The organism is Noviherbaspirillum sp., assembly GCF_036846085.1.
Taxonomy (GTDB): Bacteria; Pseudomonadota; Gammaproteobacteria; order Burkholderiales; family Burkholderiaceae_D; genus Noviherbaspirillum.
Genome location: NZ_DAIUCO010000025.1, coordinates 1 through 22,373 on the forward strand (window position 1 = coordinate 1; position 22,373 = coordinate 22,373).

Sequence of the window (22,373 nt, forward strand, 5' to 3'; positions counted from 1 at the left end):
GTTCAAACGGCTTTCCTTCGAGATCCAGCGCCCGCACCTTCACCCGCGCCGGGCGTTCGACGCCGTCGTAAATGCCGGGCACGGACAGGCAACCCTCGTCATACACCTGCCGCTCCTCGCTGGCCCAGACGATTTCCGGATTGATGAACACCCGCAGGTCGTCATGGGTTTCGGACGTGTCGATCACGATCAGCTGCTCATGCACATCGACCTGGGTCGCGGCCAGTCCGACGCCGGGGGCGTCGTACATGGTTTCGGCCATATCGGCCGCCAGCTTCTTCAAACGCTGGTCGAAAACGGTTACCGGCTTGGCAATTTTGTGCAGGCGCGGATCGGGGTAACGCAGTATAGGTAATAAAGACATACGGCTTTTGTGCAACAAGGCACCAATGGTGGAACGTGGTTTCTCTTGCTAGTTCAAGGATTTATGGGCAGAATTTGATTCAATTTGGCAAGTTTTTCCCCGGCAACTAGTTGTACGTGGACAACATGCAGTGACGAAGATCAATCATTCCATTCACAGTCACGCCTACCGGACAAACCATGAAAAAGTTTAGCACAGCGGCTCTTCTCCTTGTTTTCGGCTCCACCCTCAGCGCGACAGCTTCGGCCGCCGATACGACCAAGACGCGCTGCGCTTTCCTGCAAAATGCGCCGGATCAGCATCAGGTGGTACGTGGCGATACCTTATGGGGTATATCGGGCCGGTTCCTGCAAAATCCATGGTGCTGGCCGCAAGTCTGGGGAATGAACAAGGACGAGATCCGCAATCCGCACTGGATCTATCCAGGCCAGGTCGTCTATTTTGACCGGGTTGCCGGCCGCTTGCGCCTGGGAAATTCGGTCAACCAGGGAGGCGGCGCCCAAGGAAGCAGTACGCAAGGCGGCATCCCGACGGTGCGCCTGACATCGCAGCTCAGGTCCCAGGGACTCGGGCAGGAAGCCGTAACCTCCATCCCGTCCGGCGTCATCGAGCCTTTCCTTGCACAACCGCTGATCATCGAGGAAAACGACCTCAGAGACGCGCCGCGCATCATCGCTACCGCCGAAGGCCGGGTCAACGTCGGCAAGGATGACACCGCCTATGTCCGCGGCGACCTGAAATCCGGCACTTCCTTCCAGGTTTTCCGTCCCGGCGTGCCGCTCAAGGATCCGTCGACCAACAAGGTCATCGGCTATGAGGCTGCTTATCTGGGCACGATCAAGCTGGATCGCGCCGCCACCAGCAGCGATGAAGCCCATGCCTTCACCGTCGTCACGGTGAAACAGGAAATGGGCGTCGGCGACCGCCTGGTGCCGGTACCGCCCACACCCATCATCAATTACGTCCCCCATCCGCCGGAAACGCAGGTTGATGCGCGCATCGTATCGGTCTACGGCGGCGTCACGCAGGCCGGGCAGAATCAGATCGTTGCGATCAACCGCGGCAAACAGCACGGCATCGATGTCGGCACCGTGCTTGAGCTGTACCGCTATGGCGGCACCGTGGTCGACCGCACCCAGGATAAATCGATGTGGTCGATGACCCGCGAAAAGGTGAAGCTGCCTGACAATCACTACGGCAGCCTGTTCGTCTTCCGGATCTTCAACAATGTCTCCTATGGCCTCGTGATGCAGGTACAGGACACCGTACAGGTTGGTGATCTGGCCCGTTCTCCGGAATAAATTTGGCGCTGGCACAACTTTCCTATCCGGATCCTGCGGAGGAACTGGCCGGATGGATCAGGCTGGAGCGCACTCCCGGCGTCGGACCGGAAACCGCCCGCAAGCTGCTCGGCGCGTTTGGGCTGCCATCGGCGGTACTTGCCGCTGGCAGGGCGCAATTGAAGACGGTCGTCAGTGAACGGATCGCCGTCGAGCTGTCGTCCGCTCCCGCGCCGGAACTTTCCGCACTGATCGACCGATCCCTCGATTGGGCGCAACAACCGGGCAACTGCATTCTTACGCTTGCCGATCCGGCATATCCCAAAAGCCTGCTCGACATTCCCGATCCGCCGCTGCTCCTGTTCGTCAAGGGACGTGCCGACCTGCTCAACGCACCGGCCATCGCCGTTGTCGGCAGCCGCAATGCGACTGCGCAGGGAGTCAGCAATGCCGGAAAGTTCTCCGAGGCATTGAGCAAGGCCGGCCTGACGGTGGTGTCCGGCATGGCGCTCGGCATAGATACCGCCGCACATCAGGGTGGCCTGCGCGGCATCGGCTCGAGTGTCGCCGTCATCGGCACCGGCGCCGATATCGTCTACCCTGCCCGCAACCACGGCTTGGCACACCTGCTGGCAGCCGACGGCTGCATCGTCAGTGAATATCCACTCGGCATGCAGGCGCTTCCCGCCAACTTCCCGCGTCGCAACCGCATCATCTCCGGACTGTCGCGTGGCGTGCTGGTCATCGAAGCAGCCGCGCAATCCGGCTCGCTGATTACCGCACGCATGGCGGGCGACCAGGGGCGTGATGTGTTTGCGATTCCCGGGTCGATACATTCGCCGCTGTCAAAGGGCTGCCACCTGCTGATCAAACAGGGAGCAAAACTGGTTGAATCGGCACAGGACATCCTGGACGAACTGGGTACATATTCGGCATCCCTCTTTACACCCGAACCTGCGGCAAATGAAACAACCGATCCCCTGCTTGCCGCAATCGGGTACGATCCGGTCGACTTCGACACGCTGGCAGCACGCAGCAGACTGGATTCGGCCGAATTGAATGCACGCTTGCTGACGCTTGAACTGGACGGAAAAATCGAGATGCTGCCGGGCGGCATTTATCGTCGCCTGGATTGAAAAAGCGTTTGTCCGGGTTCGTCGAAAACATCCGTTTTTGGAACTCCCCCCTCTTTTCGGTTATGCTTGTTCCGGCGAACGCGTGCCGCGGTGTGAATTCGGCAATGACGATTTTTGAAGAATTTCAAAAATTTAAAGTGTCGACAATTCGCAACCGGCATTTTTCGGGACTTGTGCCGCAACGACCTAAACGCTACAGTAGAACTCATGTTTGACGTCCTCGTTTATCTTTACGAAACCTACTACCGTCCCGATGCCTGCCCGGACTCGGAGGCGCTGGTAAAGAAACTTTCGGCCGTCGGTTTCGAAGAAGAAGAAATATCAAAGGCACTCGGCTGGCTGACCGATCTTGCGGAAACGACCCATGATTATTCGGACCGTTTTCCCCAACAGACCGCCTTCTCCTTCGGGATTCGCATCTATGCCCCGCAGGAATTCGATGTATTGGGCACGGAAGCCATCGGATTCATCCAGTTCCTTGAATCGGCAAAAGTCATCAATCCGATTCAGCGCGAAATCGTCATCGAGCGTGCGCTTGCAATCAGCGAGCGCCAGGTTTCCCTTGATAAACTCAAGGTCATTGTCCTGATGGTTTTATGGAGTCAGGGCAAGGAACCGGACGGCCTGATTTTCGACGAGCTGTTTTCGGATGACGAAGACAACGAACCCCGCTTGCTGCATTGACATAGCGCCGAACCAATCAGCCTTCCCCATAGAAGTTTCCTTTCTTCAAGCGCCGTTGCAGTCGCAACGGCTTTCCATCCGACCTTGCGGTTTTTCGCGCAACCCGCTTATCATTGGCCGCTCAATTACCATATAGTTGGTATATTAGTAGCGCATGCCGCCCGGCAATATTTAAACAGCGCGCGATGCCGCTGCCTCGGGCACCGTCGGTTCAGCATCAAATTGCATCATTATCGAGATCCTATTTATGACTAAGACCCTCATCATCGCCGAGAAGCCTTCTGTCGCGAACGATATCGCGAAGACGCTCGGCGGCTTCACCAAGCACGATGAGTACTTCGAATCGGACGAGTACGTGCTGTCTTCCGCCGTCGGCCATCTGGTCGAAATTACCGTACCGGAAGAATACGATGTCAAACGCGGCAAGTGGACATTCACGCACCTGCCGATGATTCCGCCGCATTTCGCGTTGAATCCGATCGCCAAGACCGAGTCGCGCCTGAAGGTGCTCAATAAGCTGATCAAGCGCAAGGATGTAACGGCACTCATCAACGCCTGCGACGCGGGCCGTGAAGGCGAACTGATCTTCCGTCTGATCGCGCAGTATGCGAAAGCCAAGCAGCCGATCAAGCGCCTGTGGCTGCAATCGATGACGCCTGCCGCCATCCGCGACGGCTTCAAGCGCCTGCGCGAGGACAAGGACATGATGCCGCTGGCGGATGCGGCGCGTTGCCGCAGCGAAGCCGACTGGCTGATCGGCATCAACGGCACCCGCGCGATGACCGCCTTCAATTCCAAGGAAGGCGGTTTTTATCTGACCACTGTCGGCCGCGTGCAGACACCGACATTGTCGATCGTCGTGGAACGCGAAGAAAAAATCAAACGCTTCGTGCCGCGCGACTATTGGGAAGTGCGTGCCGAGTTCGTTTGCGCAGCCGGCGTGTACGAAGGCCGCTGGCTCGATACCAAATTCAAGAAGGATGAAAACGATCCGGAGAAGCGCGCCGAGCGCCTCTGGAGCAAGGCTGCTGCCGAATCGATCGTGGCCGCGTGCCGTGGAAAGCAGGGTACCGTCACCGAGGAATCCAAGCCGGCGACGCAGATCGCGCCGGCCCTGTTCGACCTGACCAGCCTGCAACGCGAGGCAAATGCACGTTTCGGATTTTCCGCCAAGAACACGCTCGGCCTTGCACAGGCCTTGTATGAAAAACACAAGGTGTTGACCTATCCACGTACCGATTCGCGGCACTTGCCGGAAGACTACATCAACACGGTGAAGCAGACGCTGGAAACCGTGTCGGAAAATAACAATTACCAGCAGTTCGCGGCACAGATTCTGAAAAACAACTGGGTGAAGCCCAACAAGCGGATCTTCGACAACGCAAAGATCAGCGACCACTTCGCCATCATTCCGACGACGCAGGCGCCGAAGAACCTGTCGGAACCGGAGCAGAAGCTGTACGACCTGGTCACCCGCCGCTTCATGGCAGTGTTTTTCCCGGCCGCCGAATTCCAGGTCACCACGCGTTACACCGAAGTGTCGGGACACCAGTTCAAGACCGAAGGCAAGGTCATGACCAATGCCGGCTGGCTGGTGATATACGGCAAGGAGGCCCCCAAGGACAAGGACGAGGAAAATGCCGGCACCCTGGTGCCGGTTGCCAAGGGTGAAATGGTCAAGACCGACAAGGTGACCGCGAATGGCCTCGTCACGAAACCACCGCCACGCTATTCGGAAGCGACGCTGCTGTCGGCAATGGAAGGCGCGGGAAAACTGATCGACGACGAGGATCTGCGCGAAGCGATGGCGGGCAAGGGACTCGGCACGCCGGCAACGCGTGCGGCCATCATTGAAGGCCTGCTGAACGAAAAATACCTGCTGCGCGAAGGACGTGAAATCATCCCGACCGCGAAGGCTTTCCAATTAATGACCCTGTTGCGCGGTCTCGGCGTGCAGGAATTGACTGCGCCCGAACTAACCGGCGAATGGGAGTACAAGCTGTCGCAGATGGAACGCGGCAAGATCAGCAGGGAAGAATTCATGCGCGAGATCGCGCAGATGACCCAGATCATCGTCAAGCGGGCGAAGGAGTACAACAACGACACCATCCCCGGCGACTATGCGACGCTGAAGGCGCCCTGCCCGAATTGCGGCGGCACGGTGAAGGAAAATTATCGCCGCTTCGCCTGCACAAAATGCGAATTCTCGATGAGCAAGACACCCGGCAGCCGTCAGTTCGAGGTGGCTGAAGTCGAAGAACTGCTGGAGAAGCGCGAGATCGGACCGCTGCAGGGATTCCGTTCGAAGATGGGCCGTCCGTTCGCCGCCATCCTCAAGATCGCCCGCGATGAGGACATCAACAACTTCAAGCTGGAATTCGACTTCGGCCAGAACCAGGATGATGGCGAAGATGGGGAAGGCGTCGATTTCAGCGAACAGACCCCGCTAGGCGCCTGCCCGAAGTGTTCCAGCGGCGTATACGAAATGGGTCTCGCCTATGTGTGCGAAAAAGCGGTGGCGAAACCGAAGGGCTGCGATTTCCGTAGCGGCCGCATCATCCTGCAGCAGGAAATACTTCCGGAGCAGATGAGCAAACTGCTCAACGACGGCAAGACCGATCTGCTGCCCGGCTTCATCTCCCAACGTACCCGGCGGCCGTTCAAGGCATACCTTGTCAAAGGCAAGGACGGCAAGGTCAGTTTCGAATTCGAGGAACGCAAGGCCAAGCCGCCGGCGAAAGGCAAGGCGAATGACGCGGCGGCCGCGGAACCGGCAACTGCGGTCGCAGCCAGGAAAACCGCTTCCAAGACGGCGGCCAAGGCAGTATCCAAGGCGCCCGCCAAGACGCCTGCGAAGAAGGTGGCGGTGAAAAAGCCCGCGATGAAGAAAGTGGCTGCCTGATCACGACGGATCAATGAACCGATGCCTGTTCGGGCAGGTGCATACGGTGCTGCATGTGGAATAAGGAAAGACGATGGAAGACTTGACGCAATCAACGCAAACCGGTCCGACATCGGATGAACGCAACCTCGGCATGCTGTCGCACCTGCTTGGCATCTTCACCGGCTTTGTCGGTGCGCTGATCCTGTGGCTGATCAAGAAAGATGAGGGCGGCTTCGTAACGGAAGAAGCCAAGGAAGCGCTCAACTTCCAGATCACCATGACCATCGCGCTGTTTGCGTCGGCCGTGCTAAACATCATCCTGATCGGCATGCTCATCATGCCGTTGCTGCTTCTCGCCAACTTCGTGTTCTGCATTCTCGCGGCGATTTCCGCATCCAAGGGCAAGCCTTACCGGTATCCGCTGACGCTGCGCCTGGTGCGCTGACGCACGTCAAGTCCCCGTGGTCGCGCCGTGCGGCCACGTTACATTTTGTTCACATTCCTCAAACCTCCCGCAGGAACTCGTGACATTTCGGCAAGGTCGAACCGTTACACAACAGCAGTTCGCCGTGCATCGTCCACCGACGATGCCAACCTACCGGAGGACATATGATTTCACGTACATGGATATCCGTCGTCAGCGCAGTGGCATTGACAACCGCCCTTTCGGGCTGTGGCACCCCCAGCAGGCAGCAGGTGGGTGTCGGAACCGGCGCTGTGCTGGGAGGCGTTGCCGGCAGCATGGCAACCGGCGGCAGCACGATGGGAACCGTCGGCGGTGCCGCGGTCGGCGGCCTGATCGGTAACGAAGTATCGAAGTAATTCGATCCGGGCTGACCGGCTCCTGATTCTTTTGTCCGCATATCCACGGCTCCGGCCGTGGATATCGCATCACGGTTGTTTTCCCTTGAGCGTGTTTCGCGAGGCCCGGAATCCTGGATCGATTCATCGTCCAACGTGCCGAACCCTATCCCGCGGGAATACATCAGGCCGAATCCACGCTATCCGAACTTTTGTTTAGTTCGTTCTTTTGCTTACAAAATGATGCTATTTAGGCATATCAAACTTGAAAAACTTTAGGAACTTTCGCTTACTGAAAGATTCTACTGAACGCATGCATGCAATTCTGGCATGAGTCAATCTACGCTTCACCCGTCGCCTTATCGATTATTTTCTAGGAGAATTTTTATGATGAAATGGACCATCCCCTTAGCATGCGCCCTGGTACTTTCCGCATGCGGCACCTCAGGCACCGGCATGGGCTCCAGCTCCGGTTCTTCTTCCGGCATGAGTTCCGGTTCCGGCGCGTCGAGCAAATCGTCGACATCTCCAAGCTCCACTTCATCGGGCAGCAGCATGGGTGGTTCTGCAACCACCAGCCCAAGCGCTTCCGGATCGCCATCGACCGCTCCCAGCGTAGGCATGCCTCCTAGCTCAACCATGCCAGGCAGCCCAGGCGCCGGCACTGGTGCAAGCGGCGGCGCAGGCACAGGCGCCGGCGGTAGCGCTGGTGGTGCAGGCGGCACAGGCAGCGGTTCCCGCTAATCCGATAACGACCGTTGTAAAGCTCGACCGACAGTGGCCGATATCGGCACTGTCGGTGGAAGATCACTGCCTGCGATCGACAATGAGCAGTACCGCTTGTACCTGCCGCATGACCGGCCTATGAACCAATGACCGTGCGTTGCCGCTGCATCACATCCTCATCATCCATTTCTCCTGCCTGACCATATTCACGTGGCGCTCACGCCGCGATGATCATCGCCGCGTCATCAGCGGCCTTCATTTGCCCCATTACCCTTTCCAGTTCGAGCAGGAAGCGCTTGCGCTCCAGTCCGCCCGCGTAGCCGGATAGCGCGCCCGATACGCCGAGTACGCGATGGCAAGGCACGATGATCGACAGCGGGTTGCGCCCGATGGCGGTCCCCGTGGCACGAACCGCATTCGGCCTCGCGACATGTTGCGCGATCATGCTGTACGTGGAAGTACAGCCGAACGGCAGTGTCAGCAAGGCCTGCCACACCGCACGCTGGAATACCGTGCCATGCAGGTCGAGCGGAACATCGAACGTCGTTCGCCGTCGCAGGAAGTATTCATCCAGCTGCTGTTGCGCATTGCGCAGATGAATCTGGTCGGGACGCCGCTGCCGATCCTGCGTTCCGGTGAAGTACTTATGCTCTTCAAAGTACAAGCCGCTCAATCCCTTGTCCGTCGCCGTCAGGGTAAGCCTGCCGACCGGGCTGTCGTGTTCGGTGTAATACATGATTCACCTCCTTGGTAATCAAACTATCATCGCATCCATAGCATCAGCGCCGCGTAACCGCGCCATGGCGCCCATCCGGCCGCGCGTGCCGCGAGCTGCCGTTCGGTGAGCCGGCCGGAGGGCGCGTCCTCGGCCGCCGCTTTCTGCAAGCCGAGGTCGCCGGCGGGGAATGCGTCCGGGAAACGCAATGCGCGCAAGGCGATGTAATGCGCTGTCCAGTCGCCGATGCCCGATACGCTTTTGAGACGTGCAATCGCGTCCTCCAGGAGGGTGCCGGGCGGCAGCGTCAAGCCGCCGTCCGCGGCGAAGCACGCGATGTTCCGGATCGTCTGTGCCCGTTTGAGCGGCAGGCCGATCCGCGCGATCTCGGTCTCCTCCACCATGGCCAGCGAAGCCGCGAATGGAAAGTGATGCGTGATACCGGGCAGCGGGGTGACCACTGCATCGCCGAAGCGCGCCACCAGACGGCCCGACAACGTCGTCGCCCCGGCCACGCTGATCTGCTGCCCCAGTACCGCGCGCACCGCCAACTCGAAAGCGTCGAATCCACCCGGCACACGAAGACCGGGCGCGGCATCAATCTGCGCAGCAAGCAGCGCATCCTGCCGCAGATGCGCTTCGATCACGGCGGGATTGGCATCGAGGTCGAACTGGCCGCGCACCCGCGCCAGCAGCGGCATCAATACCGGCGCGAGAACGGGCGACAATTCCAGTTCGAGCTGATGTCGCCTCGCCTGATGGGTCACGCGCATCCAGCCGCTTGTATCGCCGATGCGCACGCTGCGCTGGTAGGAAGGCGACGCATCATCCGGCGACACCGATTCCACGCCGGCGATCGCGCGACCCGCCAGGTAGCGCAGCATGCGCGGCCAGTCGAAGGGAGGCCGGTAAGCCAGGCGCAGCCGCAGCACATCCGTTCCGGCGCCGTCCTGAGGTTCGGCGGCGCGCCGGATCGCGGTCGGCGCAATGCCGTAGCGCGCCGAGAACAGGGCGTTGAAGCGGCGCACGCTGCCGAAGCCCGATGCAAACGCGATTTCCGCCATCGGCAGGTTGGTTTCCTGCAGCAGCTTCTTTGAAAACAAAAGGCGCTGGGTTTGCGCCAGCTCGACCGGCGTAACACCGAAATGCTGCAGCAGCACGCGTCGCAGCTGGCGCGACGACAGGCCGACTTCGGCCGCGAGGCGTTCGCTGTCGCCATCATTTAACGCGCCGGCGGCGATGCGCTGCCATACCGCATGTGCGAGATTTTGCTGCAGCGCATACGGCGCAAGCTCCGGCCTGCAGCGCAGGCAGGGACGAAAACCCGCCGCTTCCGCCGCCGCCGCGGTCGCGAAGAAGGAACAGGAGGATTCGCGCGGGGTTTTTACGCTGCAGACCGGGCGGCAATAGATGCCGGTGGTTTTCACGCCGGTGAAAAAGACGCCGTCGAAGCGCGCATCCTTCGCCGTCAATGCCCGGTAGCAGCTTTCCCGGCTCAGCGGCGGAGCAAGATGCGGATCCGCGACAGGCGCGGCGGGCTCGCCGTGATCGAGAGTGTGCAAATGGTTTTCCATGTACTTGTTATACGCGCCGTCCCGCACAGCGTCTAGCCGTTTTCGGACATCAGTCCGCCGCCTGCCGCACGGGTTGCGCATGATGCGACATGGTAGTTTTACTACTTTCAGAAGTGAAATTCTTGAAGTACTCTCCGCGAAGCCCGTTGCCGGATATTGCGCCCGGACCTCCGTCACGGCAGGAACGACGGCTCCATAACTACATAACAGGAAGAGACATCATGAAACTCAAACTCATCGCGGCAATCGCCGCGCTGTGCTGCTCCGCCTCGCTGCACGCCAAGGACATCAAGATCGCGCACGTGTACGACAAGACCGGCCCGCTGGAAGCCTACGCGAAGCAGACGCAGATTGGCCTGTTGATGGGCCTCGACTATGCCACCGGCGGCACGATGACCGTCAACGGCAACAAGCTGGTCGTGATCGAGAAGGATTCGCAGGGCAAGCCCGACGTCGGCAAATCCCAGCTCGCCTCGGCGTTCGCCGACGACAAGGCCGATATCGCGGTCGGACCGACCAGCTCCGGCGTCGCGCTGGCGATGCTGCCTGTGGCGGAAGAGTACAAGAAGGTCCTGCTGGTGGAGCCCGCGGTCGCCGACGCGATCACCGGCGACAAATGGAACCGCTACATCTTCCGCACCGGCCGCAACTCGTCGCAGGATGCGATCTCGAATGCGGTAGCGCTCGACAAGGCCGGCGTGACGATCGCCACGATGGCTCAGGACACCGCCTTCGGCCGCGACGGCGTCAAGGCGTTCAAGGGCGCACTGAAGAACGCCAAGCTGGTGCATGAGGAGTACCTGCCCGGCAATACCACCGACTTCACCGCCGGCGCGCAGCGGTTGTTCGATTCGCTGAAGGACAAGCCGGGCCGCAAAGTTATCTTCATCATCTGGGCCGGCGGCAATCCGTTCAAGATCGCCGACCTCGACCCGAAACGCTATGGCATCGAAATCGCCACCGGCGGCAACATCCTGCCGGCGATGACCGCATACAAGAACTTCCCCGGCATGGAAGGCGCGGCGTACTACTACTTCGGCATCCCGAAGAATCCGGTCAACAACTGGCTGGTTGCCGAACACTACAAGCGCTACAAGTCGCCGCCGGACTTCTTCACCGCCGGCGGCATGTCGGCCGGCATCGCACTGGTTGAAGCACTGAAGAAGACCGGTGGCAACACCGACAGTGAGAAGCTGATCTCCACCATGGAAGGCATGAGCTTCGAGACGCCGAAAGGCAAGATGACCTTCCGCAAGGAAGACCATCAGGCGATGCAGTCGATGTACCACTTCAAGATCAAGGTCGACCCGGCGTTCGCCTGGGGCGTTCCGGAACTGGTACGGGAGATCAAGCCGGAAGAGATGAACGTGCCGATTACGAACAAGCGCTAATCCTTCCTGGCGTTCGGCTCCTATGGAAAGCCGGACGTCTCTCATCGGCAACTCCTGTCAAACCCGCTTGCGTGCTCCTTCCCCCTTTCAGGGGGAAGGTTGGGATGGGGGTAGTGAGGTTGTGCAAGCGCATGCAGTGGCTTAACCTTCACACCCCCACCCTAGCCCTCCCCCTAAAAGGGGGGAGGGAACCGTGAGCCAGATTCGCGACGATTCGCGGAAAAAGCATGCACCCCGAAACCCGCCCTCCTTCCCTGCAAACCCGCGACCTCACCATCCGCTTCGGCGGCCATGTCGCCGTCAATGCCGTCTCCTGCGCGTTCCATTCCGGCACGCTGACCGCCATCGTTGGACCGAACGGCGCCGGCAAGACCACCTATTTCAACCTGATCTCCGGCCAGCTCAAGGCCTCCTCCGGGCAGGTGCTGCTGAACGGCCGCGACATCTCCGGCCTGCCGGCGTCGAGCCGCACCCACGCCGGTCTGGGACGGGCGTTCCAGCTCACCAGCCTGTTCCCGAAACTGACGGTGATGGAGAACGTGCGCCTGGCGCTGCAATCGCGCCGCCAGCTCGGGCTCGACATGTGGAACGTGTGGAACCGGCACAAGGGCTTGATCGACCGCGCCGACCGCATCCTCGACACCGTCGCGCTATCCGCAAAGCGCGACATGCAGGCTGCCGCGCTGCCGCATGGCGACCAGCGCAAGCTGGAGGTGGCGCTGCTGATGGCGCTCGATCCCGCCGTCTACATGTTCGACGAACCGACCGCCGGCATGAGCGTGGACGAGGTGCCGGTCATCCTCGACCTGATCCGCAAGCTCAAGACCCAGACCGACAAGACCATCCTGCTGGTCGAGCACAAGATGGATGTGGTGCGCGAACTCGCGGATCGCATCATCGTGCTGCATAACGGCACCCTGATGGCCGACGGCGAACCGGAAACGGTGATCGCATCGCCCGTGGTGCAGCAAGCCTATCTCGGCCTCGCGCCGGTGGAAGAAACCGCATGACGACCTCCGCTACCCCGCCGCTGCTGTCGCTGTCCGGCGTCCATACCCACATCGGCGCCTACCACATCCTGCACGGCGTCGACCTTGTCGTCCCGCGCGGCCAGCTCACCATGCTGCTCGGCCGCAACGGCGCCGGCAAGACCACGACGCTGCGGACCATCATGGGCCTGTGGCAGGCCTCGCAGGGCAGCATCGTGTTCGACGGCCAGCCCATCAACGGCAGGACCACGCCCGACATCGCCGCAAGCGGCATCGCCTACGTCCCCGAAAGCATGGGCATCTTCGGCGACCTGACGGTGAAGGAAAACATGCTGCTGGCCGCACGCGGCGCGCGCAGGATCGACGACATCGACGCCAAAAGGCTCGACTGGATCTTCAGCCTGTTTCCGGCGATGAAGAAGTTCTGGCTGCATCCGGCCGGCAAGCTGTCGGGCGGGCAGAAGCAGATGCTGGCGGTGTCGCGCGCGATCGTCGAACCGCGCAAGCTGCTGCTGATCGACGAGCCGAGCAAGGGTCTCGCACCCGCCATCATCGCCAACATGATCGCGGCCTTCCGTGAGCTTAAGCAGACCGACACCACCATCCTGCTGGTGGAACAGAACTTCAATTTCGCCAGGCAGCTCGGCGATACGGTTGCCGTGATGGACGACGGCCGCGTCGTCCATCACGGTTCGATGGCCGAACTGGCCGAAGACGAGGCGATGCAGACCCGCCTGCTCGGCCTGTCCCTGACCGCCCACCAATGAGGAAGCAATGAGCACCGTTCAAACCGCCGCCGTGCCGCGCACGCCGATCGACTGGAAGCCGCTGCTGCTTGCGCCACTGCTGGCGCTGGCGGCGATGCCGCTGGTCGGGTCCACCTCCACCTGGATCACGCTCACCGCCGCCGGCCTGGCGATGGGCATGATCATCTTCATCATCGCCTCCGGACTGACGCTGATCTTCGGCCTGATGGATGTGCTCAATTTCGGCCACGGCGTCTTCATCGCGCTCGGCGCTTTCGTCGCTGTCTCCGTGCTTGGACTGCTGCCGGAATGGACCACCGCCAATCATCTCGGCATGAACCTCGCCGCCATCGGCCTGGCGATGCTCGCCGCGATGCTGGCGACCGGCCTGCTCGGCTGGGTATTCGAGCGGGTGCTGGTGCGCAAGGTGTACGGCCTGCACCTGATGCAGATCCTCATCACCATGGGCGGCATGGTGGTCGGCGAGGAATTGATCAAGGTGATCTGGGGACCGCAAATGATCGCGCTCGAAGTGCCGGCATCGCTGCGCGGCGCCGCGCTGTTCGGCGATGCGGCAGTGGAGAAATACCGGCTGCTGGCAGTCGTGGTCGGTTTCGTCGTATTCGCAGCCATGCTGATCGTCCTCAACCGCACCAAGCTCGGCCTGCTGATCCGCGCCGGCGTGCAGGACGGCGAGATGGTGGAAAGCCTCGGCTATCGCATCAAGACGCTGTTCGTCGGCGTGTTCGTCGCCGGTTCCGCGCTGGCCGGACTGGGCGGCGTGATGTGGGGACTGTATCAGCAGGGCGTGGTGCCGCAGATGGGCGCGCATGTGAATGTGCTGATCTTCATCGTCATCATCATCGGCGGGCTCGGCTCCACCGGCGGCTGCTTCCTCGGCGCGCTGCTGGTCGGGCTGCTGGCCAACTACACCGGCTTCCTGGCGCCGAAGGTCGCCCTCTTTTCCAACATCCTGCTGATGGCCGCCGTCCTGGTGTGGCGTCCGCAGGGACTTTTCCCGGTGACCAATCGATGATCACGCGCTTACTCTCCCACGACCTGCCGCGCAGCCGGATTCTCGCGGCCATGCTCATCCTGATCGTGCTCGGCCTCGCCTTCGCGCCCTTCCTGTTTCCCGGCGTGAAAGCGCTGAACGTGTCGGCCAAGATCCTGATCTTCATCGTGCTGGTGGCCAGCTACGATCTGCTGCTCGGCTATACCGGCATCGTGTCGTTCGCGCACACCATGTTCTTCGGTATCGGCGCCTACGGCATCGCGATCGCAAGCACCCGCATGGGGCCGGGATGGAGCAGCCTGCTCACCGGCGCGCTCGGCGCGGTTGCGCTGTCACTGGTGCTGTCGCTGATCATCGGCCTGTTCTCGCTGCGGGTGCGGGCGATCTTTTACGCGATGATCACGCTTGCCGTCGCGTCGGCATTCCAGACGCTGGCGTCGCAACTTTCGGAAATCACCGGCGGCGAGGATGGCCTGAATTTCAAGCTGCCGGAAGTGCTGTCCCCGGCATTCAATCTGTCCGATACGCCCTTCCTTGGCGCATCGCTCGACGGCCGCTTCCTTACCTATTACCTGATCTTCTTCTGCGCCGCGCTGCTGTTCCTGGCCATGCTGCGCATCGTCAATTCCCCCTTCGGCCGCGTGCTGCAGGCAATCCGCGAGAACGACTTCCGCGCCGAGGCGATCGGTTACCGCACGGTGGTGTTCCGCACGCTGTCGAATGTGCTCGCCGCCGTGTTCGCCACGCTGGCCGGCTGCCTGCTGGCCCTCTGGCTGCGCTACAACGGGCCCGATACCTCACTGTCGTTCGAGATCATGATCGACATCCTGCTGATCGTGGTGATCGGCGGCATGGGCACGATGTACGGCGCGATCTTTGGTGCGACGATCTTTTTGCTGGCGCAGGGCTATCTGCAGGACCTGATGGGCATGGCGTCGAGCGCCGCGCAAAGCGTCCCCTTCCTGTCCGCATTGCTGTCGCCGGACCGCTGGCTGCTCTGGCTGGGCATCCTGTTCGTGCTGTCGGTCTATTTTTTCCCGACCGGCATCGTCGGCAAATTGCGCGCCGGGAAATAAGAAAAAGGCGTCAACTATTTTTGGCCGCTACAATCCAACAGGTCTCTTTCGATCATGGATTGCCGTGCAGACACACGGCGTGTTGCCGATGCGCTTTTTACTCGTAGCCTGTTCCCTTTCGACCCTGTTGCTCGGCGGTTGCGCTCAGTTGCAGCCACCGCCGCAGCAGCAGCCGCCCACGCGCGCCGCCACCATCAACGATGCCGCCGCAAGGATCAGGCATGCCTTCCAGCGCGATCTGGCGATGTGCGGCGACATCATCAAGCGCATCGGCGCGGACCGCGGATTCATCGACGCCTTTCTTTCCGCCGGCAACCGCGAAGCGGAATCGCTTGCCGGCCTCATCCAAAAATCGCCGCATGCGCAGACGCCGGAATATACCTATCTGCTGCGCAATCCCGACACGATCGATGTCGGCGTCAGCTATCACGGTCACCCCTGGGCAGTCGCCTGGGTGGAGAACGAAGCCATCTATTGCGCGCCGACACTGGAGCGCATGCAGGATATCGAAGCACTGGGCGAGTCCGCGGACGGCTGGCAGGTGCGGGAATTCTTCCTCGACAAGGCCCTGCAGCATTCGGAGAGCTCAGGCGGCGACACGAGCGATGCCAACAAGATCAAGCAAGGGGAATTCCAGACACTGGTGCAGCAGGCATCGCAGCGTTACACCGGCGAGCAGCGTCCGCTGTTTCTCGCATGGACACGCAAGGCGATCGACACCATCGAGCGGCAACGGCGCGAGGAGACGGTCGATGCGCCCGCCGGATCAGCGCTGTCAGCCATCTATGAACAACTCAAGCGCAACGCACCGCCCGATGAACGGGTGACGTTCCTGCGCGGTTTTCTGGAGGACACGCGGTGATGCCATTCTCATCGCCATGCTGGTCGACGCCATCGTAGACAAAACCTTCGAGGAAGCCCGTCTTGCCGGACTAATCACGGTTGCCGGCTTCCTTTGCGCATTTGCGTTTTCCAAGGGCATGGCCGGATCGTAACTGGCCCGGACAATCCGGCAGGCCACACGCGAAAGCGCTTTGCGCTAAACTCGATTTCCCGCCACGTTGCCATTCCATGCCATGCTGACCGCCTCCCGCGCCCCCGAACTCAAAACCGTCCTGATCGCCACCGGCCTCGTCCTTACCATGGCCATGGGCGTGCGCCATGGCTTCGGCTTCTGGCTGCAGCCGATCTCGCAGGCGCATGGCTGGACCCGTGAAACCTATTCGCTGGCGCTGGCATTGCAAAACCTGTTGTGGGGCGCATTCGGTCCCTTCGCCGGCATGGCGGCCGACCGCTTCGGCACCGCAAAGGTGGTCCTCGTCGGCGCACTGTTCTACATGGGCGGCCTCCTGTGGATGGCGATGGTCGATCAGCCGACGCTGTTCGTGATCGGCTCCGGCGTCCTCATCGGCGCCGGCCTTGCCTGCACCGCATTCGGCGCCGTCAGCGGCATCATCGGGCGCACCGCGCCGGAAGCGAAACGCTCCTGGGCATTCGGCATCTCGGGCGCCGCCAGCTCCTTCGGCCAGTTCGTGATGATGCCGGTCGAACAGCAGCTGATCTCCGCCGTCGGCTGGCAAAATGCCTTCTACCTCCTCGCGGGGCTCGTGGTCCTGATCATGATCCCGATGGCCTTCCAGCTGCGCGAGCCGGCGAACCAGCCCTCCGCCGGTCCGCAGCAAAGCATCCTCGAAGCGACCCGCGAGGCATTCGCCTACCGCCCCTTCCTGCTGCTGGTGGCCGGTTACTTCGTCTGCGGCTTCCAGGTCGTATTCATCGGCGTGCATCTTCCCGCTTACCTGCAGGACAAGGGCATCATGGCGCCCGGCGTCGCGGTGATGGCGCTGGCGCTGATCGGCCTGTTCAACATCTTCGGCTCCTATTACGCCGGCAAGCTCGGCGGCTTCCTGCCCAAGCGCTACCTGCTGTCGTCGATCTACCTCAGCCGCGCCATCGTGATTTCGCTGTTCCTGCTGGCGCCGCTGACCTCGTGGTCGGTGTATGTCTTTGCCGCCGCAATGGGCCTGCTGTGGCTGTCCACCGTGCCGCTGACCAACGGCGTCATTGCCGGCATCTTTGGCGTCAAGTACCTGTCGATGCTGTCCGGCTTCGTGTTCTTCTCGCACCAGGTCGGCAGCTTCCTCGGCGTCTGGCTCGGCGGCTATCTGTACACCCGCCAGGGCAGCTACGACACCGTCTGGGGCATCATCATCGCCCTCGGCGTGTTTGCCGCATTGATCAACCTGCCGATCAACGAGAAGGCGATTGTCCGCACCCGGCCGGCGATCGCCTGATGATGTGAAGGAGCCACGCGCCATGAACGCATTGCTCAAACGGATCCTGTTCGGCACTGCGCTGATCGCCGTGCTGGCGCTGGCCTTCGTCGGCTACCTGCGCCCCGCCTTCATGCTCGATCTCGCCAACCGGATCATCCTATGCTTCTGAACGCCGCGCCCGTCCATGCGCCCGGCGCGCGCAGCACCGTGCAAAGCCTCGGGGCATCGCGCATCCGCGAAGTCGCCAATGCCGGCATCGGCCTGCCCGATGTGCTGCCGTTCTGGTTCGGCGAACCGGATGAAACCACGCCGGTGTTCATCCGCGATGCCGCCAAGGAGGCGCTCGATGCGGGCGATACCTTCTATACCCACAACTTCGGCGTGCCGCCGCTGCGGGAAGCGATCGCCGCCTATGTATCAGCGCTGCACCGGCCGGTCGATGTCGATCGCGTGGCGGTCACCTCATCCGGCGTGTCGGCGCTGATGCTGCTGTCGCAACTGATCATCAATCCGGGCGACCGCGTGGTGGCAGTCACGCCGCTGTGGCCCAACCTGCTGGAGATTCCGAAGATCCTCGGCGCGCAGGTGGTGAAGGTGCCGCTCCGGTTCGAGCAGCACGGCAGCCGCACCTGGGAGCTCGACCTGCAGCAACTGCTGGATGCGCTCACGCCGGACACCACGGCGGTTTACCTGAATTCCCCCAACAATCCCACCGGATGGGTGATCGCGCCCGAGCAGCAGGAAGTCATCCTCGCCCACTGCCGCAGGCACGGCATCTGGATACTCGCCGACGATGTGTACGAGCGGCTGGTGTATGACGGCGATCCGTCGCGCAGGGCGTGCGCCCCGTCCTTCCTCGACATCGCCTCTCCCGAAGACCGCCTGGTGTCGGCCAACAGCTTCTCCAAATCCTGGCTGATGACCGGCTGGCGGCTGGGCTGGGTCGTCGCGCCGCAGCCTATGATGGCCGACCTCGGCAAGCTGATCGAATACAACACGTCCTGCGCACCCGGCTTCGTGCAGCGCGCCGGCATTGCCGCCATCGAAGGCGGCGAGGACATCATTCACCGCACCGTGGCGCGCTACCAGTCCGCCCGCGATTTCCTCTACGAACGGCTGAACGCATTGCCCGGCGTGACGGCCCCGCGACCGAAAGGTGCGATGTACCTGTTCTTCCGCATCGACGGCCGGCGCGAAGGCGACACGCTGGCGCTGTGCAAGCGGCTGGTGGTCGATGCCCGTCTCGGGCTGGCGCCGGGTAATGCGTTCGGCGACGAAGGCGAAGGCTATATCCGCTGGTGCTTCGCCAGCTCGCTGGAGCGGCTGGATGAAGGCGTGCGGCGGCTTGCAGCCTTCCTTGAAACGCGTTGATCGCACTGCGGAGCAACCATGAAAACCATCGGCCTGATCGGCGGCATGAGCTGGGAATCGTCGGCGGAATACTACCGGCTCATCAACCAGCGCATGAAGGAAAGACAGGGCGGCCACAACAATGCGCGCAGCCTGATGGTGACCGTGAATTTCCATGAGATCGAAGCCTTGCAGCACGACGGCCAATGGGACCGCCTCGGCGCCATGATGCAGGACGCCGCCAGGCAGCTCGAACGCGGTGGTGCCGACTTCATCGTGTTGTGCACCAACACCATGCACAAAGTATCGCCGCAGATCGAAGCGGCGGTGTCGATTCCCTTCCTGCACATCGCCGACCCGACTGCTGCCGCCATCAAGAAACGCGGCTTTCGCACGATCGGACTGCTCGGCACCCGTTTCACGATGGAGCAGGATTTCTACAAGGGCCGCCTGGAAGAGAAGCACGGCCTGTCGGTGATCACGCCCGATGAGGCCGGCCGCGCGCTGGTGCATGGCGTGATCTACGACGAACTCTGCCACGGCAAGGTTCTGGATGCATCGCGGCAGGCTTACCTTGCCATCATCGATGAACTGAAGCACCGTGGCGCGGAAGCCGTCATTCTCGGTTGCACTGAAATTGCCCTGCTCATCAAGCCAGAACACGCCTCGTTACCGGTATTCGACACCACCGGCATCCATGCGGATGCGGCGGTCGCCCTTGCCTGCACCTGATGTTGTCTTGATGTTGTCCTGATGTTGCCGACCTGGCCTCATCCACCGGATGCTGCCTTGACGGCCGGCGCCCGGATGAAGCACGATGCAATCGGCACACCACCCATCCGAAAACGCATTCCATGATCGAACAAGCACAAACAGACGCGGCATTGCCCACAACGGCGCGTTCCACCACCGGCCTCGCTGCCTGGTACCGCGAAGCCACGCGGACCGCCTTCTTCCAAAGGCCCGCCTGGCAGGGATTGACCGCGACGCCCGCGGTGCTGGCGATGCTGGTGCTGTGGGGACTGGCGCTGACGATCGGGCTGGAGCGCCTTTACATCATCGGCCCCGCGGAATTCTATTGGCAGGCAATTGCCGGCGGCTGGCTGAGCACCACCGTGACCGCGTGGACCTGTTACCTGATGCGTCCACACGCCGCGTTCGACACGGACCGCCATGCGGCGCCGGACGCGGCCCATCTGTTTGCGATGGCGATTGCGCAATCCCAGGTGCTGACGCTGATCGTCGGGCTGGCGTTCTCCGCATTGCTGCGCAGTCCCTACTACAACCAGCAGCAGCTGGGCACCTGGGGAATGTGGGCGGTGTGGCTGGTCCCCACGCTATGGATGATGGCGGCGCAGCTGCTGCTCCTGTGGCGCGCCGGATCGCGCAGGCCGGGACCGATGCTTGCCGTCATAACAATTGCCATCGGACTGACCGCCCTCCTCTACGCCGCGCGTCCGGCCGAGTTCTGGTATCCGTCCGAACCTGCAGGCACCCAGGCCGAACGTCCGCAGTTGCGCCTTTCACAGGAGACCATGGAAGCCCAGCCGCAACTGCTGTCGCAACATCTGCAGGCGCTGCCGGCTCAGCGGCCGGGCATGATCGACCTGTACGCCATCACCTTCGCACCCTACGCCGATGAAGACGTGTTCCGTCGCGAAAGCGACATGGTGTCCCAGGTGATGGCGCAACGTTTCGACGCCGCCGGCCGGACGCTGCAATTGGTCAACAACCTCGGCACGCTGCAGCAATGGCCGTGGGCGACGCCGCTCAACCTCAAGCGGTCCATCCTGCATGTCGCCGGCCTGATGAACAAGGAGGAAGACATGCTCTTCCTGCACCTGACATCGCATGGCGCGCGCAACGGCGAACTCGCTGCCAGTTTCTGGCCGATGAGCGTCGACACCGTGAAGCCGGGCGACCTGAAAGCATGGCTGGACGAAGCGGGCGTCAAATACCGCGTACTCTCGATCTCCGCCTGCTATTCCGGAAGCTGGATCGCGCCGCTGGCGGATGCGAACAGCCTGGTCATGACCGCATCGGATGCGGACCATACGTCCTATGGATGCGGCCGGAAATCGGAGCTCACCTTCTTCGGCCGCGCGATGTACGACGAACAATTGCGCAGCAAGACATTGTCGTTCCAGGAAGCCCATGCGGCCGCACGCAATGTCATCAAGCGACGGGAAGAGGAAGCCGGCAAGCAGGATGGCTATTCCAATCCACAGATCCGCGTCGGAGCAGCGATGCAATCCAGGCTGTCGCAAATGAAGCGGCAATTACAGTCAGCCGGCACGCCATAGCAGTGTTCGCAACGCCGGCATGTGCTTGTGGAGGGCATCGGTCACCGGGTTGTCGCGAGTCCATCGCTGCACGTCGAGGAGCAATTTTCTACACCGCAAGAAAGCCGTGCATGGCAGCAGCGTTGATTTTCCTCAAGCATGTCAGCCGAAAAGAGGACAACCTTTGGTCTTGGTAACGCCGGCTGATCGTGTCATCCGGCCGCCATTTTCGGTTGACGACGTATGCAAACGCAGTTTTGAATGACTTGCCCGGGAGGTGCGCATGGAAGCGCCTGAACCGTTTGTCCGTGAAGCAGGTGCCGGTGACGGCGTGGTCTGTACGCACTCGAACGCCAGCACGTCGGGGCAATGGCGCAGCCTCATGGCGTTGCTTGCGCCGCGCTTCCACGTCTTCGCGCCGGATTCCTACGGCGCCGGCAAGAGCCCGGAATGGCCGTCGGACCGCATGATCTCCCTCGCCGATGAAGTGGCGTTGATCGAACCGGTCCTTGCCCGGGCCGGGCCCCGCACCGTCCTGGTCGGCCACTCTTACGGCGCTGCCGTTTCGCTGATCGCCGCCCTTGCGAACCCGGCGCGCATCAGGGCGATGGCGCTATACGAACCGACACTGTTTTCGCTGATCGACACGGAGGGTCGGCCGCCGAACGATGCCGACGGCATTCGCAACGCGGTTGCCGAAGCGAGCAAGGCACTCGATGCCGGCGACCATGACGGCGCCGCGGCGCATTTCATCGATTACTGGATGGGCCCGGGAAGCTGGAAGAAGACACCCGAAGCGCTCAAGCCGCCGATTGCCGCATCGGTGAAAAACGTGCGCCGGTGGGCACATGCCCTGTTTAGCGAACCCGCCACATTGGCACAACTCGGCTCGCTGACGATGCCGGTCCTCTACATGACAGGCAAGCGCTCCACCAGCTCGGCCCATGGCGTGGCGCGGCTGTTGACGAATGCGCTGCCGAATGTCGAGGTGGTGGAATTCGAGTCCATGGGCCATATGGGCCCGGTGACCCATCCGGAGCAGGTGAACGGAGCCATCGCGCGATTTCTTGAACGGGTGTGACTC

22 protein-coding genes are annotated in these 22,373 nt (G+C 61.7%); 18 read left to right on the forward strand and 4 right to left on the reverse strand.

The features are described 5' to 3' along the window. Window positions 1-364 (reverse strand): peptide deformylase (def, locus tag V7080_RS04835; protein WP_334187274.1); only part of this gene is annotated, 364 nt, incomplete at its 3' end. Window positions 365-543: 179 nt separating this feature from the next. On the opposite strand from def, the gene V7080_RS04840 reads away from it, so the two are divergent. From V7080_RS04840 to V7080_RS04865, 6 genes are all read left to right on the forward strand, one after another. Continuing rightward, entirely contained in the window at window positions 544-1,665 is a 1,122-nt protein-coding gene (locus V7080_RS04840) for a LysM peptidoglycan-binding domain-containing protein (protein ID WP_334187275.1), read from the forward strand. Window positions 1,666-1,673: 8 nt separating this feature from the next. Further along, window positions 1,674-2,780: a DNA-processing protein DprA gene (gene dprA / locus V7080_RS04845; RefSeq protein WP_442947182.1), complete on the forward strand. Its 1,107-nt coding sequence runs from the start codon at window positions 1,674-1,676 to the stop codon at window positions 2,778-2,780. A gap of 207 nt (window positions 2,781-2,987) precedes the next feature. Beyond that, window positions 2,988-3,464 (forward strand): DUF494 family protein, encoded by a 477-nt coding sequence (locus V7080_RS04850; protein WP_334187277.1) that lies wholly within the window; start codon window positions 2,988-2,990, stop codon window positions 3,462-3,464. Between the two features lie 247 nt (window positions 3,465-3,711). Continuing rightward, on the forward strand, window positions 3,712-6,366 hold the full coding sequence (locus V7080_RS04855) for a DNA topoisomerase III (RefSeq protein WP_334187278.1): 2,655 nt from the start codon (window positions 3,712-3,714) through the stop codon (window positions 6,364-6,366). A 73-nt stretch (window positions 6,367-6,439) separates the two neighbouring features. Further along, a complete protein-coding gene (locus V7080_RS04860) occupies window positions 6,440-6,793 on the forward strand; it encodes a DUF4870 domain-containing protein (RefSeq protein ID WP_334187279.1) in 354 nt (117 codons plus the stop codon). Window positions 6,794-6,957: 164 nt separating this feature from the next. Then, entirely contained in the window at window positions 6,958-7,170 is a 213-nt protein-coding gene (locus tag V7080_RS04865) for a glycine zipper 2TM domain-containing protein (protein ID WP_334187280.1), read from the forward strand. Window positions 7,171-7,508: 338 nt separating this feature from the next. On the opposite strand, the gene V7080_RS04870 is transcribed toward V7080_RS04865, so the two are convergent. The 3 genes from V7080_RS04870 to V7080_RS04880 all read right to left on the reverse strand — a co-directional run bounded on the left by V7080_RS04870 (window position 7,509) and on the right by V7080_RS04880 (window position 10,152). After that, a complete protein-coding gene (locus V7080_RS04870; RefSeq protein WP_334187281.1) occupies window positions 7,509-7,772 on the reverse strand; it encodes a hypothetical protein in 264 nt (87 codons plus the stop codon). A 320-nt stretch (window positions 7,773-8,092) separates the two neighbouring features. Beyond that, window positions 8,093-8,611 (reverse strand): methylated-DNA--[protein]-cysteine S-methyltransferase, encoded by a 519-nt coding sequence (locus V7080_RS04875; protein WP_334187282.1) that lies wholly within the window; start codon window positions 8,609-8,611, stop codon window positions 8,093-8,095. 26 nt (window positions 8,612-8,637) lie between these two features. Then, entirely contained in the window at window positions 8,638-10,152 is a 1,515-nt protein-coding gene (locus V7080_RS04880) for an AlkA N-terminal domain-containing protein (RefSeq protein WP_334187283.1), read from the reverse strand. Window positions 10,153-10,385: 233 nt separating this feature from the next. Between V7080_RS04880 and V7080_RS04885 the strand changes: the two genes are divergently transcribed. From V7080_RS04885 to V7080_RS04940, 12 genes are all read left to right on the forward strand, one after another. Continuing rightward, window positions 10,386-11,555 (forward strand): substrate-binding domain-containing protein, encoded by a 1,170-nt coding sequence (locus V7080_RS04885; protein WP_334187284.1) that lies wholly within the window; start codon window positions 10,386-10,388, stop codon window positions 11,553-11,555. Window positions 11,556-11,782: 227 nt separating this feature from the next. After that, window positions 11,783-12,565 carry an ABC transporter ATP-binding protein gene (locus tag V7080_RS04890; RefSeq protein ID WP_334187285.1) on the forward strand — a complete coding sequence of 261 codons (783 nt, stop codon included), beginning with the start codon at window positions 11,783-11,785 and terminating at the stop codon, window positions 12,563-12,565. After that, on the forward strand, window positions 12,562-13,311 hold the full coding sequence (locus V7080_RS04895) for an ABC transporter ATP-binding protein (RefSeq protein WP_334187286.1): 750 nt from the start codon (window positions 12,562-12,564) through the stop codon (window positions 13,309-13,311). The genes V7080_RS04890 and V7080_RS04895 overlap by 4 nt, the downstream gene beginning before the upstream one ends. Window positions 13,312-13,318: 7 nt before the next feature. Further along, entirely contained in the window at window positions 13,319-14,326 is a 1,008-nt protein-coding gene (locus tag V7080_RS04900; RefSeq protein ID WP_334187287.1) for a branched-chain amino acid ABC transporter permease, read from the forward strand. Beyond that, window positions 14,323-15,381, forward strand: coding sequence for a branched-chain amino acid ABC transporter permease (locus tag V7080_RS04905; RefSeq protein ID WP_334187288.1), 1,059 nt, complete (start codon window positions 14,323-14,325; stop codon window positions 15,379-15,381). Before V7080_RS04900 ends, V7080_RS04905 begins: the two co-directional genes overlap by 4 nt. A gap of 88 nt (window positions 15,382-15,469) precedes the next feature. Then, entirely contained in the window at window positions 15,470-16,243 is a 774-nt protein-coding gene (locus tag V7080_RS04910) for a hypothetical protein (RefSeq protein ID WP_334187289.1), read from the forward strand. Window positions 16,244-16,457: 214 nt separating this feature from the next. After that, window positions 16,458-17,675, forward strand: a complete 1,218-nt coding sequence (locus V7080_RS04915) for an MFS transporter (protein ID WP_334187309.1) — start codon at window positions 16,458-16,460, stop codon at window positions 17,673-17,675. Window positions 17,676-17,697: 22 nt separating this feature from the next. Further along, complete coding sequence (locus tag V7080_RS04920; RefSeq protein WP_334187290.1) at window positions 17,698-17,826, forward strand: hypothetical protein; 129 nt, start codon at window positions 17,698-17,700, stop codon at window positions 17,824-17,826. Beyond that, complete coding sequence (locus tag V7080_RS04925; protein WP_334187291.1) at window positions 17,817-19,028, forward strand: pyridoxal phosphate-dependent aminotransferase; 1,212 nt, start codon at window positions 17,817-17,819, stop codon at window positions 19,026-19,028. Before V7080_RS04920 ends, V7080_RS04925 begins: the two co-directional genes overlap by 10 nt. Before the next feature lie 18 nt (window positions 19,029-19,046). Beyond that, window positions 19,047-19,739: an aspartate/glutamate racemase family protein gene (locus V7080_RS04930; RefSeq protein WP_334187292.1), complete on the forward strand. Its 693-nt coding sequence runs from the start codon at window positions 19,047-19,049 to the stop codon at window positions 19,737-19,739. A 122-nt stretch (window positions 19,740-19,861) separates the two neighbouring features. Further along, complete coding sequence (locus tag V7080_RS04935; protein WP_334187293.1) at window positions 19,862-21,310, forward strand: C13 family peptidase; 1,449 nt, start codon at window positions 19,862-19,864, stop codon at window positions 21,308-21,310. Between the two features lie 262 nt (window positions 21,311-21,572). After that, on the forward strand, window positions 21,573-22,370 hold the full coding sequence (locus V7080_RS04940) for an alpha/beta fold hydrolase (RefSeq protein WP_334187294.1): 798 nt from the start codon (window positions 21,573-21,575) through the stop codon (window positions 22,368-22,370). The last annotated feature ends 3 nt before the right edge of the window (window positions 22,371-22,373 follow it).